Source organism: Stutzerimonas sp. Brlt_14, assembly GCF_051948915.1.
Classification (GTDB): Bacteria; Pseudomonadota; Gammaproteobacteria; order Pseudomonadales; family Pseudomonadaceae; genus Stutzerimonas; species Stutzerimonas stutzeri.
Genome location: NZ_JAYJLM010000007.1, coordinates 23863 through 43059, shown reverse-complemented (window position 1 = coordinate 43059; position 19197 = coordinate 23863). Strand labels below are relative to the sequence as shown.

Sequence of the window (19197 nt, the reverse complement as noted above, 5' to 3'; positions counted from 1 at the left end):
GAAAAAGAGCAGCGGCTGTTACGGGTGGGAAGCGCGCAATAAAAAACGCCACTTGTCGACGTCGATCAATAACGTCGGGAAGCGGCGTTCTTTATAACCCTGGTATTGCTTAGCCCAGAAGAGTGGCCCAGCTTTCCACGGTGTCGGAGCCCCATTGGGCTTTCCATTCTTTCAGCGTCTTGTGGTTGCCACCTTTGGTTTCAATCACTTCACCGCTGTGCGGGTTCTTGTACTGCTTGACGCGACGTGCGCGCTTGCTGGCGGCCGGCGCTTTCGCCGCACGTGGAGTTTTGCTGTTGCGGGAGGCATCCGGATCGAGCAGGGCGATGATGTCGCGCAGCGACTTCTGGTATTCGCCCATGAGTTCGCGCAGCTTGCCTTCGAACTCCAGTTCCTTTTTCAGTTTGTCATCTTCGGAAAGGGACTTCAGTCGCTCCTGAAGTTCCTTGATGGCCTCTTCAGTGGCGCGATACTCGTTGATCAGTGACATGTGACTTCCTTGGATTAGGTTTGAACGCAAGTGTCAGCAATCATAGTCCTGCGTAATGGGCAAGTAAATATAGATGGATAAAAAAGCGGGGCACTTTTTGTAGGGATATTTCATGCGTACCGAAGGGCCAGCGCGGACAGCTTTCGACAAGCTTAAACAAACGTAATTTCTGTTTTATCGGGCAAGTTTTTTCGATTGTTTCCAAGGCGTGTCCAAATAACCGGACAGCTGAATCGTGCCGGCGGGGTTGCGTGGCTTCTCAATCCAACGCCGGCGTTAACGCGATGGCTGTGCTTTTGTCTGCTGGGATAGAATGCCGCGTTTCCTTCGTGTCGGAGTAACCGTTAATGCGCACTTTCAGGCTGGTGATTGCCTGCCCCGATGGCGTTGGCATTGTTGCCAAGGTCAGTAACTTTCTCGCCACCTACAATGGCTGGATCACGGAAGCCAACCACCATTCCGACCACCAGAGCGGCTGGTTCTTCATGCGCCATGAAATCCGCGCTGATTCGCTTCCGTTCGACCTCGACGGGTTCCGTCAGGCCTTTGCCCCGATTGCCCGCGAGTTTTCCATGGAGTGGCGTATCACCGACTCCGAGCGGCGCAAGCGCGTGGTTCTGATGGCGAGCCGTGAATCGCATTGCCTGGCCGACCTGCTGCATCGCTGGCACAGCGGCGAGCTGGATTGCGACATTCCTTGCGTGATTTCCAACCATGACGATCTGCGCAGCATGGTCGAGTGGCACGGGATTCCATACTTCCATGTCCCCGTCGATCCTGCCAACAAGCAGGAGGCCTTCGCTGAAGTGACGCGCCTGGTGCGCGAACAGCGTGCCGACGTGATAGTGCTGGCGCGCTACATGCAGATTCTGCCTGCCGAACTGTGCGACGAATTCGCCCAGCGGGTGATCAACATCCACCACAGCTTCCTGCCGTCTTTCGTCGGCGCCAAGCCGTATCACCAGGCCTCGCTGCGGGGTGTGAAGCTGATCGGGGCGACCTGTCACTATGTCACCGAGGAGCTCGATGCCGGGCCGATCATCGAGCAGGACGTGGTCCGCGTCAGTCATCGCGACAGCATCGAGGACATGGTTCGCCTCGGCAAGGACGTGGAGAAGATGGTGCTTTCCCGCGGCCTGCGCTATCACTTGGAAGATCGCGTGCTGGTACACAGCAACAAGACCCTCGTGTTCAACTGACAGTCCGGAGGCGCCGTGGCAGATCCTTTCGAGCGTGTCGTGGCCAAGGCGCCGCCGGTCATCGGCAGTGGTTGCACCCAGCGCTACGACCCGGAGGCGTTATCGCCCGAGCAGGGCACGGAATTCGCTGGGGCGGTGGAGTTATGGGCACAGCTGCGCCGTGAGCAGGTGCCGTGCGATTCAGGCAACACCGAAGATGGCGAAAGCGAACCTGAACAGTAGCTGGCGATTGGGAGCTGACGGATGCACGCATTGATCGATCATCTGCTGCTGGGGGCGGACGCCAACGGCGAACCCAGCGTGCAGTCCCTGCGTCTTGCCAATCGGCATGGCCTGATCGCCGGCGCCACCGGCACCGGAAAGACGGTGACCTTGCAACGGCTGGCCGAGCAGTTCAGCGATGCCGGGGTCGCGGTCTTCGCCGCGGACATCAAGGGTGACCTGTGCGGGCTGGGCGCCGCGGGCTCGCCTCAAGGCAAGATCGCCGAGCGGATCGCCAGCATGCCCTGGCTCGATCATCGTCCGCAGGCGTACCCGGTCACCCTGTGGGACGTACATGGTCGTAGCGGCCATCCCTTGCGTACTACGCTGAGCGAAATGGGGCCGCTGCTGCTCGGCAATCTGCTGCAACTGACCGATAGTCAGCAATCGGCGCTCTTTGCGGCCTTCAAGGTGGCGGATCGCGAAGGGCTGTTGCTGCTCGACCTGAAAGACCTCAAGGCGCTGCTCGCCCACCTCAAGGCTGAACCACAGATGCTGGGCGAGGACAGCGCGCTGTTCACCGCGGCCTCGTCGCAGGCCTTGTTGCGGCGCCTGGCGACGCTGGAGCAGCAGGGTGCTGAAGCCTTGTTCGGCGAACCTGCATTGCAGCTCGAAGATATCCTGCAGCCGGCGCCCGACGGACGCGGTGTCATCCATCTGCTCGATGCAAGCACGCTGGTTCACGAGGCGCCCAAGGTTTACGCGACCTTTCTGCTCTGGTTGCTGGCCGAGCTGTTCGAGCAGCTTCCGGAGCGGGGCGACGCCGATAGACCGGTGCTGGCGCTGTTCTTCGACGAGGCGCACCTGTTGTTCGGTGATACGCCAAAAGCACTGCAGGAACGCCTGGTACAGGTGGTACGGCTGATTCGCTCGAAGGGCGTGGGCGTCTACTTCGTTACGCAGTCTCCGGCCGATCTTCCGGATACGGTGCTGGCTCAGCTGGGGCTGCGCATCCAGCACGGGCTGCGGGCGTTCACGGTCAAGGAGCAAAAGGCGCTGCGCTCGGTGGCGGACGGCTTTCGCGCCAACCCGGAATTCTCGACGCTCGATGTGCTGACCCAGCTTGGAATCGGTGAGGCGCTGGTCGGTGGTCTCGAGGAAAAGGGAACCCCAGCGATGGTGCAGCGCGTCGCGATCGCTCCGCCGCAGTCGCGCATTGGTCCGCTGAGCGAACCCGAACGCGCGGCACTTATCGCGCGCTCCGGTCTTGGCCGTCGCTACGACAAGCCCTTCGATCGGGAGTCGGCCTACGAGATGCTGAGTACCCGGGCAACGCAGAACGTCGAGCAGGAGCGTGAAACTGCAAACAAGCCTCGTCGCGAGACGAACAAGACTGGCAGTGAATTGAGTGATCTGGCTGGCCGTGTAGTGAAGAGTGCGCTGAGCCAGGCCGCGAACCAGTTGGGGCGGCAGTTGGCCAGAGGTTTGCTGGGCTCTTTATTGGGCGGCAAGCGCTGACGGTTTCGTTCCGGCCGCAATTCACGCACTGCGTATGTTCGCACGCTTGAGATGCTGCGGTTAGGCCGGCGGTGTAATCGCGCCGTCACAATCGGCACGCTTCGCCTGTTCCAGCTTTTGAACTTCCTGTTGAAAAACCTGATCGAGCACGGTGGGCTTCTTTCGCCACGGTTTGCGTTCGGGCTCGCGTTCAGCGGCGTAAGTGGTTATTTCACCACCGTAGATATTGGTAAAACGCTGAGCCTGGCGCTCGAGTTCTGCGCGCAGTTCGTCTTTGGTCACGTAATAAAACCTGTGTTGGATGATTTGAATTGAGACGTGGCAGTCAGCAAATGATTGCATGGCCAGTTTGTAACCACTGTTTGCCGGCTGCATGGCCAGCATATGCCTGCAAGAAATGAGGTCAATTTAAAAGATTTAAACAATTGCGGAGCAAGCGGCAAAAGCGAGGACTGGTTCGAAAAAAAACGTCATGCCGATCAGTTGCGAAGTATGCCTCGCTATCCTTTACCGGGCCAGGAAAAAGAAAACCCGCCGAAGCGGGTTTTCCTCAATGCACCGAGAACAACTATCGCGCCACTTTGGCCTCGTTGCTCTGTTCGGCGCGTCCGTAAACATCGTCGAAGCGCTCGATATCGTCCTCACCCAGATAGCTGCCGGACTGGACTTCGATGATTTCCAGCGGAATCTTGCCCGGGTTGGCGAGGCGATGCACCGAAGTGATCGGAATATAGGTCGACTGATTCTCGGTGAGCAGGAACGTCTTGTCGTTGCAGGTTACCTGAGCGGTGCCGGATACCACGATCCAGTGCTCGGCACGGTGGTGGTGCATCTGCAGCGAGAGGCTGGCGCCCGGATTCACGCAGATGCGCTTGACCTGGAAGCGACCGCCCATGTCCACCGAGTCGTACCAGCCCCAGGGGCGGTACACGGCGCAGTGGTTCTTGGTCTCGCTGCGCTCCTGGGCGTCGAGCTTGCTGACCAGTTTCTTGACGTCCTGCACCTTGTCCTTGTGCGCAACCATCATGGCGTCTTTGGTTTCCACGACCACGATGTCTTCCAGGCCCAGCACCGTGACCAGCTTGCCATTGCCGTGGACCAGGCAATTGCGCGAGTCCTCGGCGATCACGTCGCCTTTGAGCACGTTGCCATTCTGATCCTTCTCGTGCACGTCCCAGATCGACGACCAGGAGCCGACATCGCTCCAGCCGGCGGACATCGGAACCACACAGGCCAACTGAGTCTTTTCCATCACGGCGTAGTCGATGGAATTGTCCGGGCAGCAGGCGAAGGTGGCCGGATCGATCAGCACTTCATCGCCGTTCTTCACGCTGCGCTCGAGCGCGACCCAGCAGGTGTCGTAGATGTCCGGGTCGTGCTTCTTCAGTTCATCCAGGAAGACACTGGCGCGGAACAGGAACATGCCGCTGTTCCAGTAATAGTCGCCGGACCCCAGATAGCTCTGGGCGCGCGCTTCGTCCGGCTTTTCGACGAACTGGGCGACGCGCTTGATGCCATCCGGCAGACCGGTATTGGCGTCCTGGCTGCCACGGATATAGCCGTAGCCGGTTTCGGGGCGGGTCGGCGGCACGCCGAAAAGCACCATCTCACCGTTCTCGGCGGCATTGGTGGCCAGCGCCAGGGAGCGCTGGAAGGCTTTCTGGTCTTCGATCACATGGTCAGCCGGCAGGACCAGCAGCAGCTCGTCGCGGCCTTCCTCGATCAGCTTCATCGCGGCGATGCCGATGGCGGGTGCCGTGTTGCGACCGAAAGGCTCGAGCAGCAGGCCCTGGACGTCCAGCTTGCGAGCCGCCAGCTGCTCCTTGACGATGAAGCGATGGTCCTTGTTGCACACCAGCAAAGGCTGCTGCATGCCGTCGAAGGCCAGGCGCTCGACAGTCTGCTGGAACAATGTCTGTTCGCCAGTCAGTGCAAGGAACTGCTTGGGGAACGACTTGCGGGAGAGGGGCCACAGTCGGGAGCCGCTACCACCTGAAAGAATAACCGGGATCATATTGCTTCTCCTGAATCGTTTCGAAGGTCGTTCTACTTGTTCGATGGGGCAGCCCATCTGGCTGCACCGCTCGTTTCGTGTTCATTCGCGAGGGAATCGCCGGAACGAAATCCGCTCTGTCCCGAAGCGCTGCTCCGGGATTGGAAATCTGTATTCATTGGTTCGCTGAGTTACCGGACCATCGAGCTCAGGCCGTGGCTATCTGTTGCGCGCTGCCAGTGAATGCGTGCCTGTGGCCGACCAATGACGAGTTGACTGACGCCATCGTCGGGAGTGGTGCGTGGCGTATGTTGCGCGTCCAATAGGGGCGGTGCGTTTGCATGGCCGTAACCCTCTGTTCGTGCCTTGCTCGGCGTTTGTCATGCGAGGTGCCGCGCTGGCACTGCTCGACGCCTCGGCCATTGGCCTGATGCCCGGCAGCATCGCTGCTCGAGGTTGCGCTACCGCCGGGGTCGCGGTGCGACCGGGAACGGAGCGGTTTGCAAGTCTGATTACCCTATGCACGTTCATGTGCGACGTCCCTTTCCACCTGGAATTGTCGGTACGCGCTTATGATTGCCAGCTGTGCTCGATAGTTCCCGCGCCGACTACCGTTGATCGGTGAGTTTTTTCGACGGGTTCTCGGTGTGGGATCGACGGCGGGGCTGGACTCGACGAGCCTGCGAGAGGGGCTGGCTGGGATGCGGGAGCGGAGTGGGAGATGGATGGCGTGACGTCGCGCCATCCACCGAAGCCGGATTACTGGTCGCTGGCGTCGCGCAGGAAAACCAGGTGATCGGCAGAGGAGTCGTTCGCGCTGTAGCGGTAGCCTTCGTAGTCGAATGCCGACAGCTGATCGGGGGTGCTGATGCGCTCCTTGATGATCCAGCGAGCCATCAGGCCTCGTGCCTTCTTCGCATAGAAGGAGATGATCTTGTACTGGCCGTTCTTCATGTCCTTGAAATCGACATTGATGATGCGGGCATTCAACGCATTGCGTTTGACCGCGCTGAAGTATTCGTTGGACGCCAGGTTGAGCAGCACGTCATCGCCCTGATCGGCGAGCGCTTCGTTCAGCCAGTCGCTGATACGTTCGCCCCAGAAGGCGTATAGGTCCTTGCCGCGGGGGTTGGTCAGCTTGGTGCCCATCTCCAGGCGATAGGGCTGCATGAGGTCCAGCGGCCGCAGCAGGCCATAGAGTCCAGAGAGCATGCGCAGGTGCTTCTGCGCGAACAGCAGGTCGTCTTCGGTGAAGTCATCGGCGTTGAGTCCGGTATAGACGTCACCCTTGAACGCGAGCAGCGCCTGCTTGGCGTTGCTCGGGGTGAACGCCGGTGTCCAACTGCCGTAGCGAGCAACGTTCAACGCTGCCAGCTTGTCGGAGAGGTGCATCAGTTCGCTGATCTGCGCCGGCGAGTAGCGACGAAGCAATTCGATCAACTGCTGTGAGTGGTCGAGGTACTGGGGCTGGGTGAAGCGTTCGGTTATCGGGGGTGTGTCGTAATCGAGTGTCTTGGCCGGGGAAATCACCATCAGCATGCAAGGTCTCCTTTCTGATGGCGCGATTGTAGGGGCACGGCCGGCGAGTCTCCAGCTATGGGCGCCATAGCCTCCGGTGTTGACCTTGCCCGTGGGGCAAGGCGCAAGCTAGTGCCAGTCGAGTTAGGAGTTCGTATGTCTGACTGCAATCACGCGCAATGGCAACCGCCACACGATTACCGCCCGCTCGAGCGCCGCTCGGAACGGCGGACATGGGCGGTGGTGATTCTCACTGGTCTGACAATGCTGCTGGAGATCACCGCCGGTTACTGGTTCAACTCCATGGCATTGCTCGCCGATGGCTGGCACATGGCCTCGCACATGGTCGCCATAGGCCTCGCCGCGCTCGCGTATCTGTTGGCGCGGCGCTATGCGGCGGATCATCGTTTCACGTTCGGCACCTGGAAGATCGAGGTGCTGGCCGGTTTCGCCAGCGCGCTGCTGCTGGTGGTGGTGGCGCTGTTCATGATCGGTGAGTCGTTGCTGCGCTTCTGGGCGCCGGCGGCGATCGGCTTCGATGAGGCGCTGGTGGTTGCGGTCGTCGGCCTGCTGGTGAATCTGTTATCGGCCTGGTTGCTGCGGGACGAGCATGATCACGGCCACGGCCACGGCGATGATGCCCATAGCCATGCTGAGCGGGGTCATGCGCACGCACACGGTGCGCCAGGCAAGGACCTCAACCGCCATGCAGCCTTCATCCATGTGTTGACCGATGCCCTGACCTCGGTGGCGGCCATCATCGCCTTGCTGGGCGGCAAGCTCTTCGGCTGGGGCTGGCTAGACCCGGCGATGGGCATCATCGGCGCCCTGGTGATTCTCGTCTGGGCCCGCGGTCTGTTGCGCGATACGGCCAAGGCGCTGCTGGACCGTGAGATGGATGACCCGCTGGTGGGCAAGGTGCGCGAGGCGCTTGAGCGGGTGCCCGACACGGAGGTCACCGACCTGCATCTGTGGCGTGTGGGGCGATCGCAGTACAGCTGCATCCTGAGCGTGGTGACGCATCAGCCCCACACGGCCGACCGCTACAAGGCGGCGCTGCAACCCTTTGCGCAGCTGGTGCACATCACCGCCGAAGTGAATCGCTGCGGCGAAAGGGCGCACCTTGATTCTCGACAATAACGCGCAGGAAAGCCGCGAGCCAAGGCCCTGTGGTCGATTCGTGAAAAAAAGCCGTGTTCAACGGAAAAGTCTTTTGCCTGTCATAAGTTTTACGGTATTACCAAGTTCAGACCGCCGAACCCTGCGACACAGGTGGCGGCTCCTGGGCAGCCCCGAATCCACCGGCTTCCCTCGTCCGCTCACCCAATCGCACGGCGGTCACTCTGCGGCGGAGCGCTTATCCGCTTCGCTTCTGACCCTAGAAGAAGGTGATCGGTATGGATGACTACGGCAGATCTCGCGCCACCCAGCCCACGCTCTACGTCCTCGACACGAACGTCCTGATACACGATCCCAACGCCTTGCTGAATTTCCAGGAACACCAGGTCGCCATTCCCATGACCGTGCTGGAGGAGCTCGATCAGCTCAAGACCGGCAAGCACAGCGTGGCGGCCGAGTGCCGCCAGGCGATCCGCCTGATCGACAAGCTGCTGGGCGATGCCACGCCGGAAGAAGTCGAGTTGGGTGTGCCGATCCAACGTGGCAAGAGCGGCCCATCCGGCAGCCTTTCGATCCTGATGAGCAAGGGCGGCGACTCCATCGCACTCCCGGAAGACCTGAACGACAACAAGATCATCAATCAGGTGGTCAGGCTCAGCAAACAGCGGCCCGAGGTCCCCGTGGTGTTGGTGACCAAGGACATCAACATGCGCCTGAAGGCGCGAGCCTGCGGGGTGGCGGCCGAGGATTACCACACCGATCAGCTGGTCGACGACATCGGCCAGCTGTCGCGGGGCTATCACAGTGTCAGTGGCTCCTTCTGGGACCGGGTGAGCAAGGTGGAGACCCACCAGGGCCATGGGCGCACCTGGCATCGCGTCCAGCTGATCGACAACCTGCCGGCGGTGCACATCAACGAATTCATCATCGACGAGCAGGGCTTCGTGGGTTGGATCAAGGGCATCAAGGCCGATGAGCTGCTGCTGCTCGACCTGCATCAGGAGCCATTGCTGCACCAGGAAGCCTGGGGGTTGCGCCCGCGTGATATCCATCAGGCGCTGGCATTGTTCGCCTTGCTCGATCCGGATATCCATCTGGTCAGCCTGTCCGGCGCCGCCGGCTCGGGCAAGACCATTCTGGCGCTGGCGGCGGCCATCGAGCAGACCGTGGTCAGCAAGCGCTACCGGCGCATCATTGCCACCCGCAGCGTGCAGGGGCTGGACGAAGACATCGGCTTCTTGCCCGGCACCGAGGCCGAGAAGATGGAGCCCTGGCTGGGCGCGATCACCGACAATCTCGAAGCGCTGCACATGGACGACGAGAACACCCACGGCAGCATCGATTACATCCTGCAGAAGGTGCCGTTGCAGTTCAAATCGCTGAACTACATCCGCGGCCGTAGCTTCCAGCAGAGCCTGATTCTGATCGACGAGTGCCAGAACCTGACGCCGCACCAGATGAAGACCATCATCACCCGTGCGGGCAACGGCTCGAAGGTGGTCTGTCTCGGCAACCTGGCGCAGATCGATACGCCCTATCTGTCCGCGACCAGCTCAGGGTTGACCTACCTCACCGAACGCTTCAAGGACTTCTCCCACGGCGTACATATCACCCTGCAGGGTGTGCCGCGCTCGGTACTGGCGGAGTACGCCGAAGCGCACATGTAAGCAGCGGCGTGCAGTCAGCGATGCCCGGTCGTACCTCTTATGGGGGCGGGCTCATCGCTGACGGCTGGGGTAGACTCCTGATTTTCAGATCAGGAGCGCCGAATGCTCACCCATCTCGATTCCCAAGGCCGGGCCAGCATGGTCGACGTCACCGACAAGGCCGTGACGGCGCGCGAAGCCGTGGCCGAGGCGCGCGTCCGCATGCTGCCGCAGACGCTTCAGCTGATCCAGCAGGGCGGCCATCCCAAGGGCGACGTGTTCGCCGTCGCACGCATCGCCGGCATCCAGGCGGCGAAGAAAACCCATGAACTGATTCCGCTCTGTCACCCGCTGCTGCTGACCAGCATCAAGGTCGAGCTCCAGGCCGATGGCGAAGACAGCGTCCTGATCCGAGCGGTATGCAAGCTGGCGGGGCAGACGGGCGTGGAAATGGAAGCGCTGACCGCTGCCAGCGTCGCGGCGTTGACCATCTATGACATGTGCAAGGCCGTTGACCGCGGCATGCTGATCGAAGGGGTGCGCCTGCTGGAGAAGCTGGGCGGCAAGAGTGGGCATTGGCAGGTACAGGCATGATTTCAATTCAGTTCTTTGCCCGTTATCGGGAAACCCTCGGCAGCGAAGGCGAGCGCATCCAATGGGATGAATCGTTAGGCAGTGTGGATGATGTACGCCAGTACCTCCTGGCGCGCGGTGGCGTCTGGGAGGTACTCGGCGAGCAGAATCTGATGTGCGCGCGCAATCAGGAGCTGTGTGGCCTCGATGAAGCCGTTATCGATGGCGACGAGGTGGCCTTCTTTCCTACCGTGACCGGAGGTTGAGCATGGCGGTTCGTGTTCAACAGGGCTCGTTCGATCCCGGCGCGGAGTTGAACGCGCTGCATGCCGCCAACCTGGGCATCGGCGCGGTGGCCGGCTTCGTCGGCTACGTGCGGGACTTCAATGACGGGCAGGATGTGGCCGGCATGTTTCTCGAGCATGCGCCCGGCATGACGGAAAAAGCGCTGGAGAAGATCGTGCAGGAGGCCGAGCAGCGCTGGCCATTGCTGCGCCTGGAGGTACTGCATCGGGTCGGCCCGCTGGAGCCAGGCGAGCCGATCGTGTTCGTCGGGGCCGCGAGTGCACATCGCGACGCCGCCTTCGACGCCTGCCGCTTCGTCATGGACTACCTGAAAACCCGGGCACCATTCTGGAAGAAGGAAAACACTGCGGCCGGCCCGCGCTGGGTGGAAGGCCGTGCCAGTGATCGGTTGGCAGTCGAGCGCTGGAATGTGAAGAGCTGAGCCTTCAGTAGAAGGTGATGTAGACCTTGAACGCCACGGTGGAGAACATGGTCAGCACGCCCGCCGCGATCATGCCGACACCCCAGCCGCGGTCGCGGAAGCTGTAACCGAGGCCCAACAGGACGAAGCCCGTCCCGATCAGAATGATCAGCCAGTCGATATGCAGCATGGGCACACTCCATTTTCTGCGGGAAATGCGGTCATTGTAGCTCCTTCGAAGCCAGGCGTACTGACCTGTATCATGGCCCTTGCCCGAGCGGGGCCGAAGGCAGCCCGCTTTCCAAGGCGCTCAGCGGTGCGGGCGCGGCGTCGGCGCGAGCAGTTCGGCGGGCGGCGTCTCGCACTGGATCTTACGGCCGATCAGCGCCTCGATCGGCGGCAGCGCGAAGGCATCGTCCTCACCGGCGAAGCTGATGGAGGTGCCGCTGGTGCCGGCGCGGCCGGTGCGACCGATGCGGTGCACGTAATCGTCCGGGTCTTCCGGCAGGGTGAAGTTGATCACATGGCTGATGCCATCGACGTGAATGCCTCGACCGGCGACGTCGGTGGCCACCAGCACGCGAATCTTGCCCTCGCGAAAGCCCTCCAGCGTGCGGATGCGCTTGTGCTGCGGGACGTCGCCGGACATCTGCGCGGCACTGATGCCATCCTTGGTCAGGCGTTCCTCGATGCGTCGCACTTCGTCCTTGCGGTTGGCGAAGACCATCACCCGCGTCCAGTCGTTCTGGGTGATCAGGTTGTACAGCAGCTTGTACTTGTCGCTGCCGGCCACGGCGTAGACGTGCTGCTCGACGGTATCGCTGGTGACGTTCTCCGGTTCGATCTCGACCACGGCGGGGTTAGTGGTCCACTGCTGCGCCAGGTTCATCACGTCGTCGGTGAAGGTGGCGGAAAAGAGCAGGGTCTGACGTTCGCTCTTGGGGGGCGTCTGCCTGATGATCTGGCGGACCTGCGGGATGAAGCCCATGTCGAGCATGCGGTCGGCCTCGTCGAGGACCATCACCTCGACCATGTCCAGGTGCACCTCACCGCGCTGGTTGAAGTCCAGCAACCGGCCGGGGGTGGCCACCAGGATGTCGCAGTAGCGCGATTCCAGCTGTTTGAGCTGCTTGTCGAAATCCATGCCGCCGACAAAGCTCATCACGTTGAGACCGGTGTACTTGGTCAGGTCCAGCGCATCGTTGGCGATCTGCACCACCAGTTCGCGAGTCGGAGCGATGATCAGCGCACGTGGCTCGCCCATGTAGCGTTCCTTGGGCGGTGGCGTTTCCAGCAGCTGGGTGATGGTCGAGATCAGGAAGGCCGCCGTCTTGCCTGTGCCGGTCTGTGCACGGCCGATGGCATCGCGGCCCTTGAGCGTGTAGCCCAGCACCTGAGCCTGGATCGGCGTGCAATAGGGGAAGCCCAGGTCATGGATCGCGTGCATCAGCTCCGGGGCGAGCTTGAAGTCATGGAAGCGGGTCTTGCCTTCGACCGGCTCGACCGCGAAGTCTTCCAGCTTCCAGGCCGGGGCGGCGGGTTTGGGCGGTCTGCTACTGCGCGGGCGGAGTGGCTTTTCAGCGCTGCGCTGGGTGGCTTGCGGCTTGGGTTGGGCTTCTTTCGTCGCGACCTGCTGGGTCACGGGGTCGGGTTGCCGGTCGGTAGTGGCAGATGGCGCGCCGGTGGGTATGTCGGCCCGCTCGTCCGGGGCCTTGCCAAAGATTTTCTTGAGTGCTTTGAGCACGGTCTTCTCGTCGTCGAATTGGGAAAGAATCGCGCGTCAGTGTAATGCAAGACGCAAACCTGGCGAAGCCTCCGCCCCGGCGGGGTCGGCCGGCGCGGTGGCACCGGTCGACGAAGGCAGGCGTGGCGCGGCGCGCCGCCTGCCACGATTGCCGCACGCCTGGCTTGCGCTCGATGCGCCGGGTCAGCCAAGGCGTTCGGCGAGCCAGGCGCCGATGTCACGGATTTCCTCCGGCAGTACCTCATGGCCCATCGGGTAATCGCGCCAGGTCGCCGCGACGCCGGCGCCCTGCAGAGCCTGATAGGCCGCATGGCCCATCACCATGGGCACGACATCGTCGCGGCTGCCGTGCAGGCATAGCACCGGATACCGCAGCGCGGTCGGGGAGAACGCCGGCGGCTCGGTAAAGGTAGGCGCATAGGTCGAAAGCGCGATGACGCCACCCAGCGGCCCCTGCCAGCGCAGAAACGCGGTGTGCAGCACAACCGCGCCCCCTTGGGAGAAGCCGGCAAGGAAGATGCGTGCCGGATCGATTCCTGCGTCACGTTGCGCCTCGATCAGCGAGATGACCTGCTGTGCCGAAGCCTCCAGCTGCTCGCGATCGATCGCGCGGGCTGGGCTCATGGCGAGGATGTCGTACCAGCTCGGCATGCTCCATCCGCCGTTGATGGTCACCGGCCGTGTCGGCGCCTGGGGTAGCACGAAGCGTGTGCTGTGCAGGCGCTGTTGCAGGGCCTCGGCCACCGGCAGGAAGTCATAACGGTCTGCGCCCAGGCCATGCAGCCAGATGACGCAGGCGTCTGCGCTGGCGGTGGGTTCGAGGATCAGCGGTTCGCTCATGGATCGGCTCCAGTTCAGGGCAAGTCGCCTCGTCTTGGGGCAGGCGGGCGAGGAAATAGCGCGAGGGTACTCGCTCCTGCGACCGGATTGAACCCGCCCTAGAGCGTGGCGGGCGGCGTCGCATCGAGCTGGTATGCCGCTTGCTTTGGCTGCCTGGCTCTGAACGGAACGGCCCTCGCGAGCGGGGCCGAGGCAGTGAAATAAAGAACATTGCCGATCATCAACGGACGACTAGACTCAGGTCAGGCTGCGGCCGCTTCGCTGGTCAAGGCATCGAAGCGCCAGGCCCGAACCCGAGAATAAGAAAGCAAACTGGAGGTTTCGATGATTAGGGTGAAATCCACACTGGCTGCGCTGGGTGCTGCGTCACTGCTGGGCATCAGCGGGCTGGCGCAGGCAGGGGCGACCCTGGATGCGGTGCAGAAGAAAGGATTCGTGCAGTGCGGTATCAGCGATGGCCTTCCGGGCTTCTCGTTCGCCGATGCCAAGGGGCAATTCCAGGGGATCGACGTGGACGTGTGCCGTGCGGTCGCCGCGGCCGTGTTCGGCGATGCTACCAAGGTCAAGTACAGCCCGCTGACCGCCAAGGAGCGTTTCACCGCGCTGCAGTCGGGGGAAGTGGATGTGCTGTCGCGCAATACCACCTGGACCAGCTCGCGGGACGCCGCGATGGGGCTGAACTTCACCGGCGTGACCTACTACGACGGACAGGGCTTCCTTGTGAACAAGGAGCTTGGGGTGTCCTCGGCACGCATTCCGGAGCAGGCCAACAAGTATCCCGGGCAGCTTTCCGGTGGCCAGCAGCAGCGCGTGGCGATCGCCCGCGCCCTGTGCATGAAGCCGAAGATCATGCTGTTCGACGAGCCTACCTCGGCCCTCGATCCGGAAATGGTCAAGGAAGTGCTGGACACCATGGTCAGCCTCGCCGAAAGCGGCATGACCATGCTCTGCGTGACCCACGAGATGGGCTTCGCCCGAACGGTGGCCGACCGGGTGATCTTCATGGACAAGGGTGAAATCGTCGAGCAGGCCGAGCCGGAGGTGTTCTTCACCAGCCCGGTGAACGACAGGACCAAGCTGTTCCTCAGTCAGATCCTGCATTGAGCGAGGCCGAAGGGGAGACCGTCGGGGCGGAAGGCGTTCGGCTGTCTTCGGCCGGCCGTCATGGGCTAGAATACGCGCCCCGACTGCTCCCCCCTCCGAGGCTGTTCCGACGATGTTGATCCTGCGCGGTGCTCCCGCTCTTTCCGCCTTCCGTCACGGCAAGCTCCTGGCACAACTGACCGAAAAGGTTCCCGCCGTCAGCGGGTTGTATGCCGAGTTCGCCCATTTCGCCGAGGTTTCCGGCACGCTTGGCGCGGATGAGCAGAACGTACTGACCCGTCTGCTGAAGTATGGCCCCAGCGTACCGGTGCAGGAGCCGGCCGGTCGGCTGTTCCTGGTGGTGCCGCGCTTCGGCACCATCTCGCCCTGGTCGAGCAAGGCCAGCGACATCGCGCATAACTGCGGCCTGGAGAAGATCCAGCGGCTGGAGCGGGGTATCGCCTACTACGTGCAGGGCGAGTTGTCCGACAGCGATGCTCAGCTTGTCGCTGCCGCGCTGCATGACCGCATGACGCAGCTGGTGCTGGGCCGGTTCGAGGAAGCCGCCAACCTGTTCAGTCATGCCGAACCGAAGTCGCTCACGGCGGTGGACGTACTCGGCGGCGGTCGCGCCGCGCTGGAGAGGGCCAACGTCGAGCTGGGCCTGGCCCTGGCCGAGGACGAGATCGACTACCTGGTGCAGGCCTTCAGCGGGCTGGGACGCAACCCGCACGACATCGAACTGATGATGTTCGCCCAGGCCAACTCCGAACACTGCCGGCACAAGATCTTCAATGCCAGCTGGGATATCGATGGCGAGAGCCAGGAAAAATCCCTGTTCGGCATGATCAAGAACACCTACCAGCTGCACAGCGAAGGCGTGCTGTCGGCCTACAAGGACAATGCCGCGGTCATCGTCGGCAACGTCGCCGGTCGCTTCTATCCGAATCCCGAGACGCGCGAGTACGCCGCGAGCCAGGAGCCGGTGCACATTCTGATGAAGGTGGAAACCCACAACCACCCGACCGCCATCGCTCCGTTCCCTGGTGCTTCCACCGGCTCGGGCGGCGAGATTCGCGACGAAGGTGCAACTGGGCGCGGCGCCAAGCCGAAGGCTGGCCTGACCGGTTTCACCGTATCCAACCTGAACATTCCCGGCTTCGAGCAGCCCTGGGAGAAGCCTTACGGCAAGCCCGAGCGCATCGTCACGCCGCTGGACATCATGATCGAGGGCCCGCTGGGCGGCGCCGCGTTCAACAACGAGTTCGGCCGTCCGGCGCTGACCGGCTACTTCCGTACCTTCGAACAGGCGATCAACACGCCGCGTGGCGAGGAAGTACGGGGCTATCACAAGCCGATCATGCTCGCCGGCGGCATGGGTAACATCCGCGAGGAGCATGTGCAGAAGGGCGAGATCTCGGTCGGCGCCAAGCTGATCGTGCTCGGCGGCCCGGCCATGCTGATCGGTCTGGGTGGTGGCGCGGCATCCTCGATGGCCACCGGCACCAGTTCGGCGGACCTGGACTTCGCCTCGGTACAGCGCGACAACCCGGAAATGGAACGTCGCTGCCAGGAGGTCATCGACCGCTGCTGGCAGCTGGGCGAGCGCAACCCGATCAAGTTCATCCACGACGTCGGTGCTGGCGGCCTGTCCAACGCGTTTCCGGAGCTGGTCAACGATGGTGGCCGTGGCGGTCGTTTCGAGCTGCGCAACATCCCCAACGACGAACCGGGCATGGCGCCGCTGGAGATCTGGTGCAACGAGTCCCAGGAGCGTTACGTGCTCTCCGTCGATGCGGCCGATTTCGAGCGCTTCAAGGCCATCTGCGAGCGTGAGCGCTGCCCGTTCGCGGTGGTCGGCGAGGCCACCGAGGAGCCGCATCTGACCGTTGCCGACAGCCATTTCGGCAACAAGCCGGTGGACATGCCGCTCAACGTGCTGCTCGGCAAGGCGCCGCGCATGCACCGCACTGCCAGCCGCGAAGCCGAGCTGGGTGACGACTTCAGCGCCGCTTCGGTCGATCTGGCCGAGGCCGTGACTCGCGTGCTGCGCCATCCCGCCGTGGCCAGCAAGAGCTTCCTGATCACCATTGGCGATCGCAGCATTACCGGTCAGGTGGCGCGCGATCAGATGGTCGGCCCGTGGCAGGTGCCGGTGGCTGACTGTGCCGTCACCGCGACCAGTTATGACGTCTATACCGGCGAAGCCATGGCGATGGGCGAGCGCACGCCGCTGGCGCTGCTGAACGCCCCGGCATCGGGCCGCATGGCCATTGGTGAAACGCTGACCAACCTTGCCGCTGCGCGGATCGAGAAGATTTCCGATATCAAGCTGTCGGCCAACTGGATGGCCGCAGCCGGTCATCCGGGCGAGGATGCGCGGCTGTACGACACCGTTCGCGCCGTCGGCATGGAGCTTTGCCCGCAACTGGGCATCACCGTTCCGGTGGGCAAGGACTCGATGTCGATGAAGACGCGCTGGTCGGAGGAGGGGGGCGAGAAGAGCGTCACCTCGCCACTGTCGCTGATCGTCTCCGGTTTCGCTCCGGTCGCCGACATCCGCCAGACCCTGACTCCGCAGCTGCGCCTGGACAAGGGCGCCACCGACCTGATCCTGGTCGATCTGGGCCGTGGTCAGAACCGCATGGGCGCCTCGATCCTCGCTCAGGTGTACGGCCAGATCGGCCGTCAGGCGCCCGACGTCGATGACGCCGAGGATCTGCAGGCCTTCTTCGCCGTGGTCCAGGGCCTGAATGCCGACGGTCTGCTGCTGGCCTATCACGACCGCTCCGACGGTGGTCTGCTGACCACCGTGCTGGAGATGGCCTTCGCCGGTCATTGTGGCTTGAACCTGAATCTCGACGGCCTGCTGGACAGCGCCGACGACATCGCCGCCTTGCTCTTCAACGAGGAACTCGGTGCGGTGCTCCAGGTGCGCCAGGATGACACCGAGATCGTGCTGGCGCAGTTCAGCGCGGCCGGATTGGGCGATTGCGTCGCGGTGATCGGGCAGCCGGTGAACAATGGCCATGTGTCGATCAGGCACGGCGAGAATGAAGTGTTCGCTGGCGAGCGCCGTCTGCTGCAGCGCCAGTGGGCCGAGACCAGCTACCAGATCCAGCGTCTGCGCGACAACGCCGAGTGCGCCGATCAGGAGTTCGATGCACTGCTGGAAGAGGACAACCCAGGCCTGAGCGCCAAGCTCAGCTTCGACGTCAATGAGGACATCGCCGCACCCTTCATCAAGCGCGGCGTGCGCCCCCAGGTGGCGGTGCTGCGCGAGCAGGGCGTCAACGGCCAGGTGGAGATGGCCGCCGCGTTCGACCGCGCCGGCTTCGCAGCGGTCGACGTGCACATGAGCGACATCCTTTCCGGCCGCGTCAGCCTGGACGAATTCAAGGGTATCGTCGCCTGCGGCGGCTTCTCCTACGGCGACGTGCTCGGCGCTGGCGAGGGCTGGGCCAAGTCGATTCTGTTCAATGCCCGCGCGCGGGACGGTTTCCAGGCGTTCTTCGAACGCAAGGACAGCTTCGCCCTCGGCGTGTGCAACGGTTGCCAGATGATGAGCAACCTGCACGAACTGATTCCGGGTACTGAGAACTGGCCGCACTTCGTGCGCAACCGCTCGGAGCAGTTCGAGGCACGCGTGGCGATGGTCCAGGTGCAGGATTCGCCATCGATCTTCCTGCAGGGCATGGCCGGCTCCCGCCTGCCGATCGCCATCGCCCATGGCGAAGGTCATGCCGAGTTCGAGAGCGAGGAAGCCATGCTACAGGCCGATCTGTCCGGCACCGTGGCGCTGCGTTTCGTGGATAACCACGGCAAGGTCACCGAGCGTTACCCGGCCAACCCGAACGGCTCGCCGCGCGGTATCACCGGTCTGTGCAGTCGTGACGGTCGCGTGACCATCATGATGCCGCACCCGGAGCGGGTGTTCCGCGCCGTGACCAACTCCTGGCGCCCTGACGAGTGGCAGGAAGACGGCGGCTGGATGCGCATGTTCCGCAACGCCCGGGTCTGGGTCGACTGAGCGTACTGCTGAGCGCTACCAGATAGCCCGCTCGACGCATGCGTCAGCGGGCTTTTTCCTTTGTGAACCCGTTCCATGAACCGCGCGCCTCGGCTGTCGTCTCAGCTATGACGCACCGCACCGTTTGGTAGTTGCGTTGATGGCAAGCTGCCACCTCGCTGCCTGGCGCCCGCCGGGTTCACCTGCATGGAGAGTTCGATGTACAAGCTGTGTTTCTATGTTCCGGACAGCCATCTGGAAGCGGTCAAGAAAGCAGTGTTTGCGATTGGCGCTGGCCGGATCGGTGCCTACGACAGCTGCTGCTGGCAGGTGCTGGGGCAGGGACAGTATCGTCCGCTGGAAGGCAGTCAGCCCTTTCTCGGGCAAACCGGGCAGGTGCAACACGTGCCGGAGTGGAAAGTGGAGATGGTGGTCGCCGACGAGCTGATTCACGACAGCGTCAAGGCGATGAAAAAGGCCCACCCCTACGAAACGCCGGCCTTCGACGTCTGGCGTCTATCGGACATGCAGTTCTGATTCGATTGCCTGCTGGCGTGG

General features: G+C 62.7%; 18 protein-coding genes. 11 read left to right on the top strand and 7 right to left on the bottom strand.

Translation table 11 applies throughout. The features are described 5' to 3' along the window. Nucleotides 1-109: 109 nt before the first annotated feature. Nucleotides 110-490, bottom strand: coding sequence for a histone-like nucleoid-structuring protein MvaT (mvaT, locus tag VF716_RS17280; protein WP_014596018.1), 381 nt, complete (start codon nt 488-490; stop codon nt 110-112). A 347-nt stretch (nt 491-837) separates the two neighbouring features. On the opposite strand from mvaT, the gene purU reads away from it, so the two are divergent. From purU to VF716_RS17265, 3 genes are read left to right on the top strand one after another with little or no spacing between them, the layout of a single operon-like run. Beyond that, nucleotides 838-1689, top strand: a complete 852-nt coding sequence (gene purU, locus VF716_RS17275; protein WP_014596019.1) for a formyltetrahydrofolate deformylase — start codon at nt 838-840, stop codon at nt 1687-1689. A gap of 15 nt (nt 1690-1704) precedes the next feature. Beyond that, nucleotides 1705-1911 (top strand): hypothetical protein, encoded by a 207-nt coding sequence (locus VF716_RS17270; RefSeq protein WP_011912348.1) that lies wholly within the window; start codon nt 1705-1707, stop codon nt 1909-1911. Nucleotides 1912-1932: 21 nt separating this feature from the next. Then, nucleotides 1933-3408: a helicase HerA-like domain-containing protein gene (locus VF716_RS17265; RefSeq protein WP_125865205.1), complete on the top strand. Its 1476-nt coding sequence runs from the start codon at nt 1933-1935 to the stop codon at nt 3406-3408. 60 nt (nt 3409-3468) lie between these two features. On the opposite strand, the gene VF716_RS17260 is transcribed toward VF716_RS17265, so the two are convergent. The 3 genes from VF716_RS17260 to yaaA form a co-directional block, all read right to left on the bottom strand. Then, nucleotides 3469-3690, bottom strand: coding sequence for a hypothetical protein (locus VF716_RS17260; RefSeq protein WP_014596020.1), 222 nt, complete (start codon nt 3688-3690; stop codon nt 3469-3471). A gap of 286 nt (nt 3691-3976) precedes the next feature. After that, nucleotides 3977-5422: a mannose-1-phosphate guanylyltransferase/mannose-6-phosphate isomerase gene (locus tag VF716_RS17255; protein WP_011912351.1), complete on the bottom strand. Its 1446-nt coding sequence runs from the start codon at nt 5420-5422 to the stop codon at nt 3977-3979. Between the two features lie 738 nt (nt 5423-6160). After that, a complete protein-coding gene (gene yaaA / locus VF716_RS17250) occupies nt 6161-6940 on the bottom strand; it encodes a peroxide stress protein YaaA (RefSeq protein WP_011912352.1) in 780 nt (259 codons plus the stop codon). 135 nt (nt 6941-7075) lie between these two features. On the opposite strand from yaaA, the gene dmeF reads away from it, so the two are divergent. From dmeF to moaE, 5 genes are all read left to right on the top strand, one after another. After that, nucleotides 7076-8059, top strand: coding sequence for a CDF family Co(II)/Ni(II) efflux transporter DmeF (gene dmeF, locus VF716_RS17245; protein WP_011912353.1), 984 nt, complete (start codon nt 7076-7078; stop codon nt 8057-8059). Between the two features lie 257 nt (nt 8060-8316). After that, nucleotides 8317-9705 (top strand): PhoH family protein, encoded by a 1389-nt coding sequence (locus tag VF716_RS17240; RefSeq protein WP_020308867.1) that lies wholly within the window; start codon nt 8317-8319, stop codon nt 9703-9705. A 102-nt stretch (nt 9706-9807) separates the two neighbouring features. Then, complete coding sequence (gene moaC / locus VF716_RS17235; protein ID WP_020308868.1) at nt 9808-10278, top strand: cyclic pyranopterin monophosphate synthase MoaC; 471 nt, start codon at nt 9808-9810, stop codon at nt 10276-10278. Further along, nucleotides 10275-10523 (top strand): MoaD/ThiS family protein, encoded by a 249-nt coding sequence (locus tag VF716_RS17230; RefSeq protein WP_020308869.1) that lies wholly within the window; start codon nt 10275-10277, stop codon nt 10521-10523. Before moaC ends, VF716_RS17230 begins: the two co-directional genes overlap by 4 nt. A gap of 2 nt (nt 10524-10525) precedes the next feature. Beyond that, complete coding sequence (gene moaE, locus VF716_RS17225) at nt 10526-10984, top strand: molybdopterin synthase catalytic subunit MoaE (protein WP_020308871.1); 459 nt, start codon at nt 10526-10528, stop codon at nt 10982-10984. Nucleotides 10985-10988: 4 nt separating this feature from the next. On the opposite strand, the gene VF716_RS17220 is transcribed toward moaE, so the two are convergent. The 3 genes from VF716_RS17220 to VF716_RS17210 all read right to left on the bottom strand — a co-directional run bounded on the left by VF716_RS17220 (nt 10989) and on the right by VF716_RS17210 (nt 13547). Next, nucleotides 10989-11153 (bottom strand): hypothetical protein, encoded by a 165-nt coding sequence (locus VF716_RS17220; RefSeq protein WP_020308873.1) that lies wholly within the window; start codon nt 11151-11153, stop codon nt 10989-10991. Between the two features lie 120 nt (nt 11154-11273). Then, the gene (rhlB, locus tag VF716_RS17215) at nt 11274-12707 is read right to left on the bottom strand and encodes an ATP-dependent RNA helicase RhlB (RefSeq protein WP_020308874.1); all 1434 of its coding nucleotides are present in this window, start codon (nt 12705-12707) and stop codon (nt 11274-11276) included. 183 nt (nt 12708-12890) lie between these two features. Next, entirely contained in the window at nt 12891-13547 is a 657-nt protein-coding gene (locus VF716_RS17210; RefSeq protein ID WP_017244350.1) for an alpha/beta hydrolase, read from the bottom strand. 324 nt (nt 13548-13871) lie between these two features. Between VF716_RS17210 and VF716_RS17205 the strand changes: the two genes are divergently transcribed. From VF716_RS17205 to VF716_RS17195, 3 genes are all read left to right on the top strand, one after another. Further along, nucleotides 13872-14651: a transporter substrate-binding domain-containing protein gene (locus VF716_RS17205; RefSeq protein WP_017244349.1), complete on the top strand. Its 780-nt coding sequence runs from the start codon at nt 13872-13874 to the stop codon at nt 14649-14651. A gap of 112 nt (nt 14652-14763) precedes the next feature. Further along, a complete protein-coding gene (gene purL / locus VF716_RS17200; RefSeq protein WP_279946907.1) occupies nt 14764-18660 on the top strand; it encodes a phosphoribosylformylglycinamidine synthase in 3897 nt (1298 codons plus the stop codon). A 198-nt stretch (nt 18661-18858) separates the two neighbouring features. Beyond that, entirely contained in the window at nt 18859-19176 is a 318-nt protein-coding gene (locus VF716_RS17195; RefSeq protein ID WP_013982042.1) for a Nif3-like dinuclear metal center hexameric protein, read from the top strand. Nucleotides 19177-19197 lie beyond the last annotated feature (21 nt).

Coding starts and splice junctions, on each gene's coding strand:
- mvaT (WP_014596018.1), bottom strand. CDS start 490: ATGTCACTGATCAACGAGTATCGCGCCACTGAAGAGGCCATCAAGGAA.
- purU (WP_014596019.1), top strand. CDS start 838: ATGCGCACTTTCAGGCTGGTGATTGCCTGCCCCGATGGCGTTGGCATT.
- VF716_RS17265 (WP_125865205.1), top strand. CDS start 1,933: ATGCACGCATTGATCGATCATCTGCTGCTGGGGGCGGACGCCAACGGC.
- VF716_RS17255 (WP_011912351.1), bottom strand. CDS start 5,422: ATGATCCCGGTTATTCTTTCAGGTGGTAGCGGCTCCCGACTGTGGCCC.
- yaaA (WP_011912352.1), bottom strand. CDS start 6,940: ATGCTGATGGTGATTTCCCCGGCCAAGACACTCGATTACGACACACCC.
- dmeF (WP_011912353.1), top strand. CDS start 7,076: ATGTCTGACTGCAATCACGCGCAATGGCAACCGCCACACGATTACCGC.
- VF716_RS17240 (WP_020308867.1), top strand. CDS start 8,317: ATGGATGACTACGGCAGATCTCGCGCCACCCAGCCCACGCTCTACGTC.
- moaC (WP_020308868.1), top strand. CDS start 9,808: ATGCTCACCCATCTCGATTCCCAAGGCCGGGCCAGCATGGTCGACGTC.
- VF716_RS17230 (WP_020308869.1), top strand. CDS start 10,275: ATGATTTCAATTCAGTTCTTTGCCCGTTATCGGGAAACCCTCGGCAGC.
- moaE (WP_020308871.1), top strand. CDS start 10,526: ATGGCGGTTCGTGTTCAACAGGGCTCGTTCGATCCCGGCGCGGAGTTG.
- VF716_RS17220 (WP_020308873.1), bottom strand. CDS start 11,153: ATGCTGCATATCGACTGGCTGATCATTCTGATCGGGACGGGCTTCGTC.
- VF716_RS17210 (WP_017244350.1), bottom strand. CDS start 13,547: ATGAGCGAACCGCTGATCCTCGAACCCACCGCCAGCGCAGACGCCTGC.
- VF716_RS17205 (WP_017244349.1), top strand. CDS start 13,872: ATGATTAGGGTGAAATCCACACTGGCTGCGCTGGGTGCTGCGTCACTG.
- purL (WP_279946907.1), top strand. CDS start 14,764: ATGTTGATCCTGCGCGGTGCTCCCGCTCTTTCCGCCTTCCGTCACGGC.
- VF716_RS17195 (WP_013982042.1), top strand. CDS start 18,859: ATGTACAAGCTGTGTTTCTATGTTCCGGACAGCCATCTGGAAGCGGTC.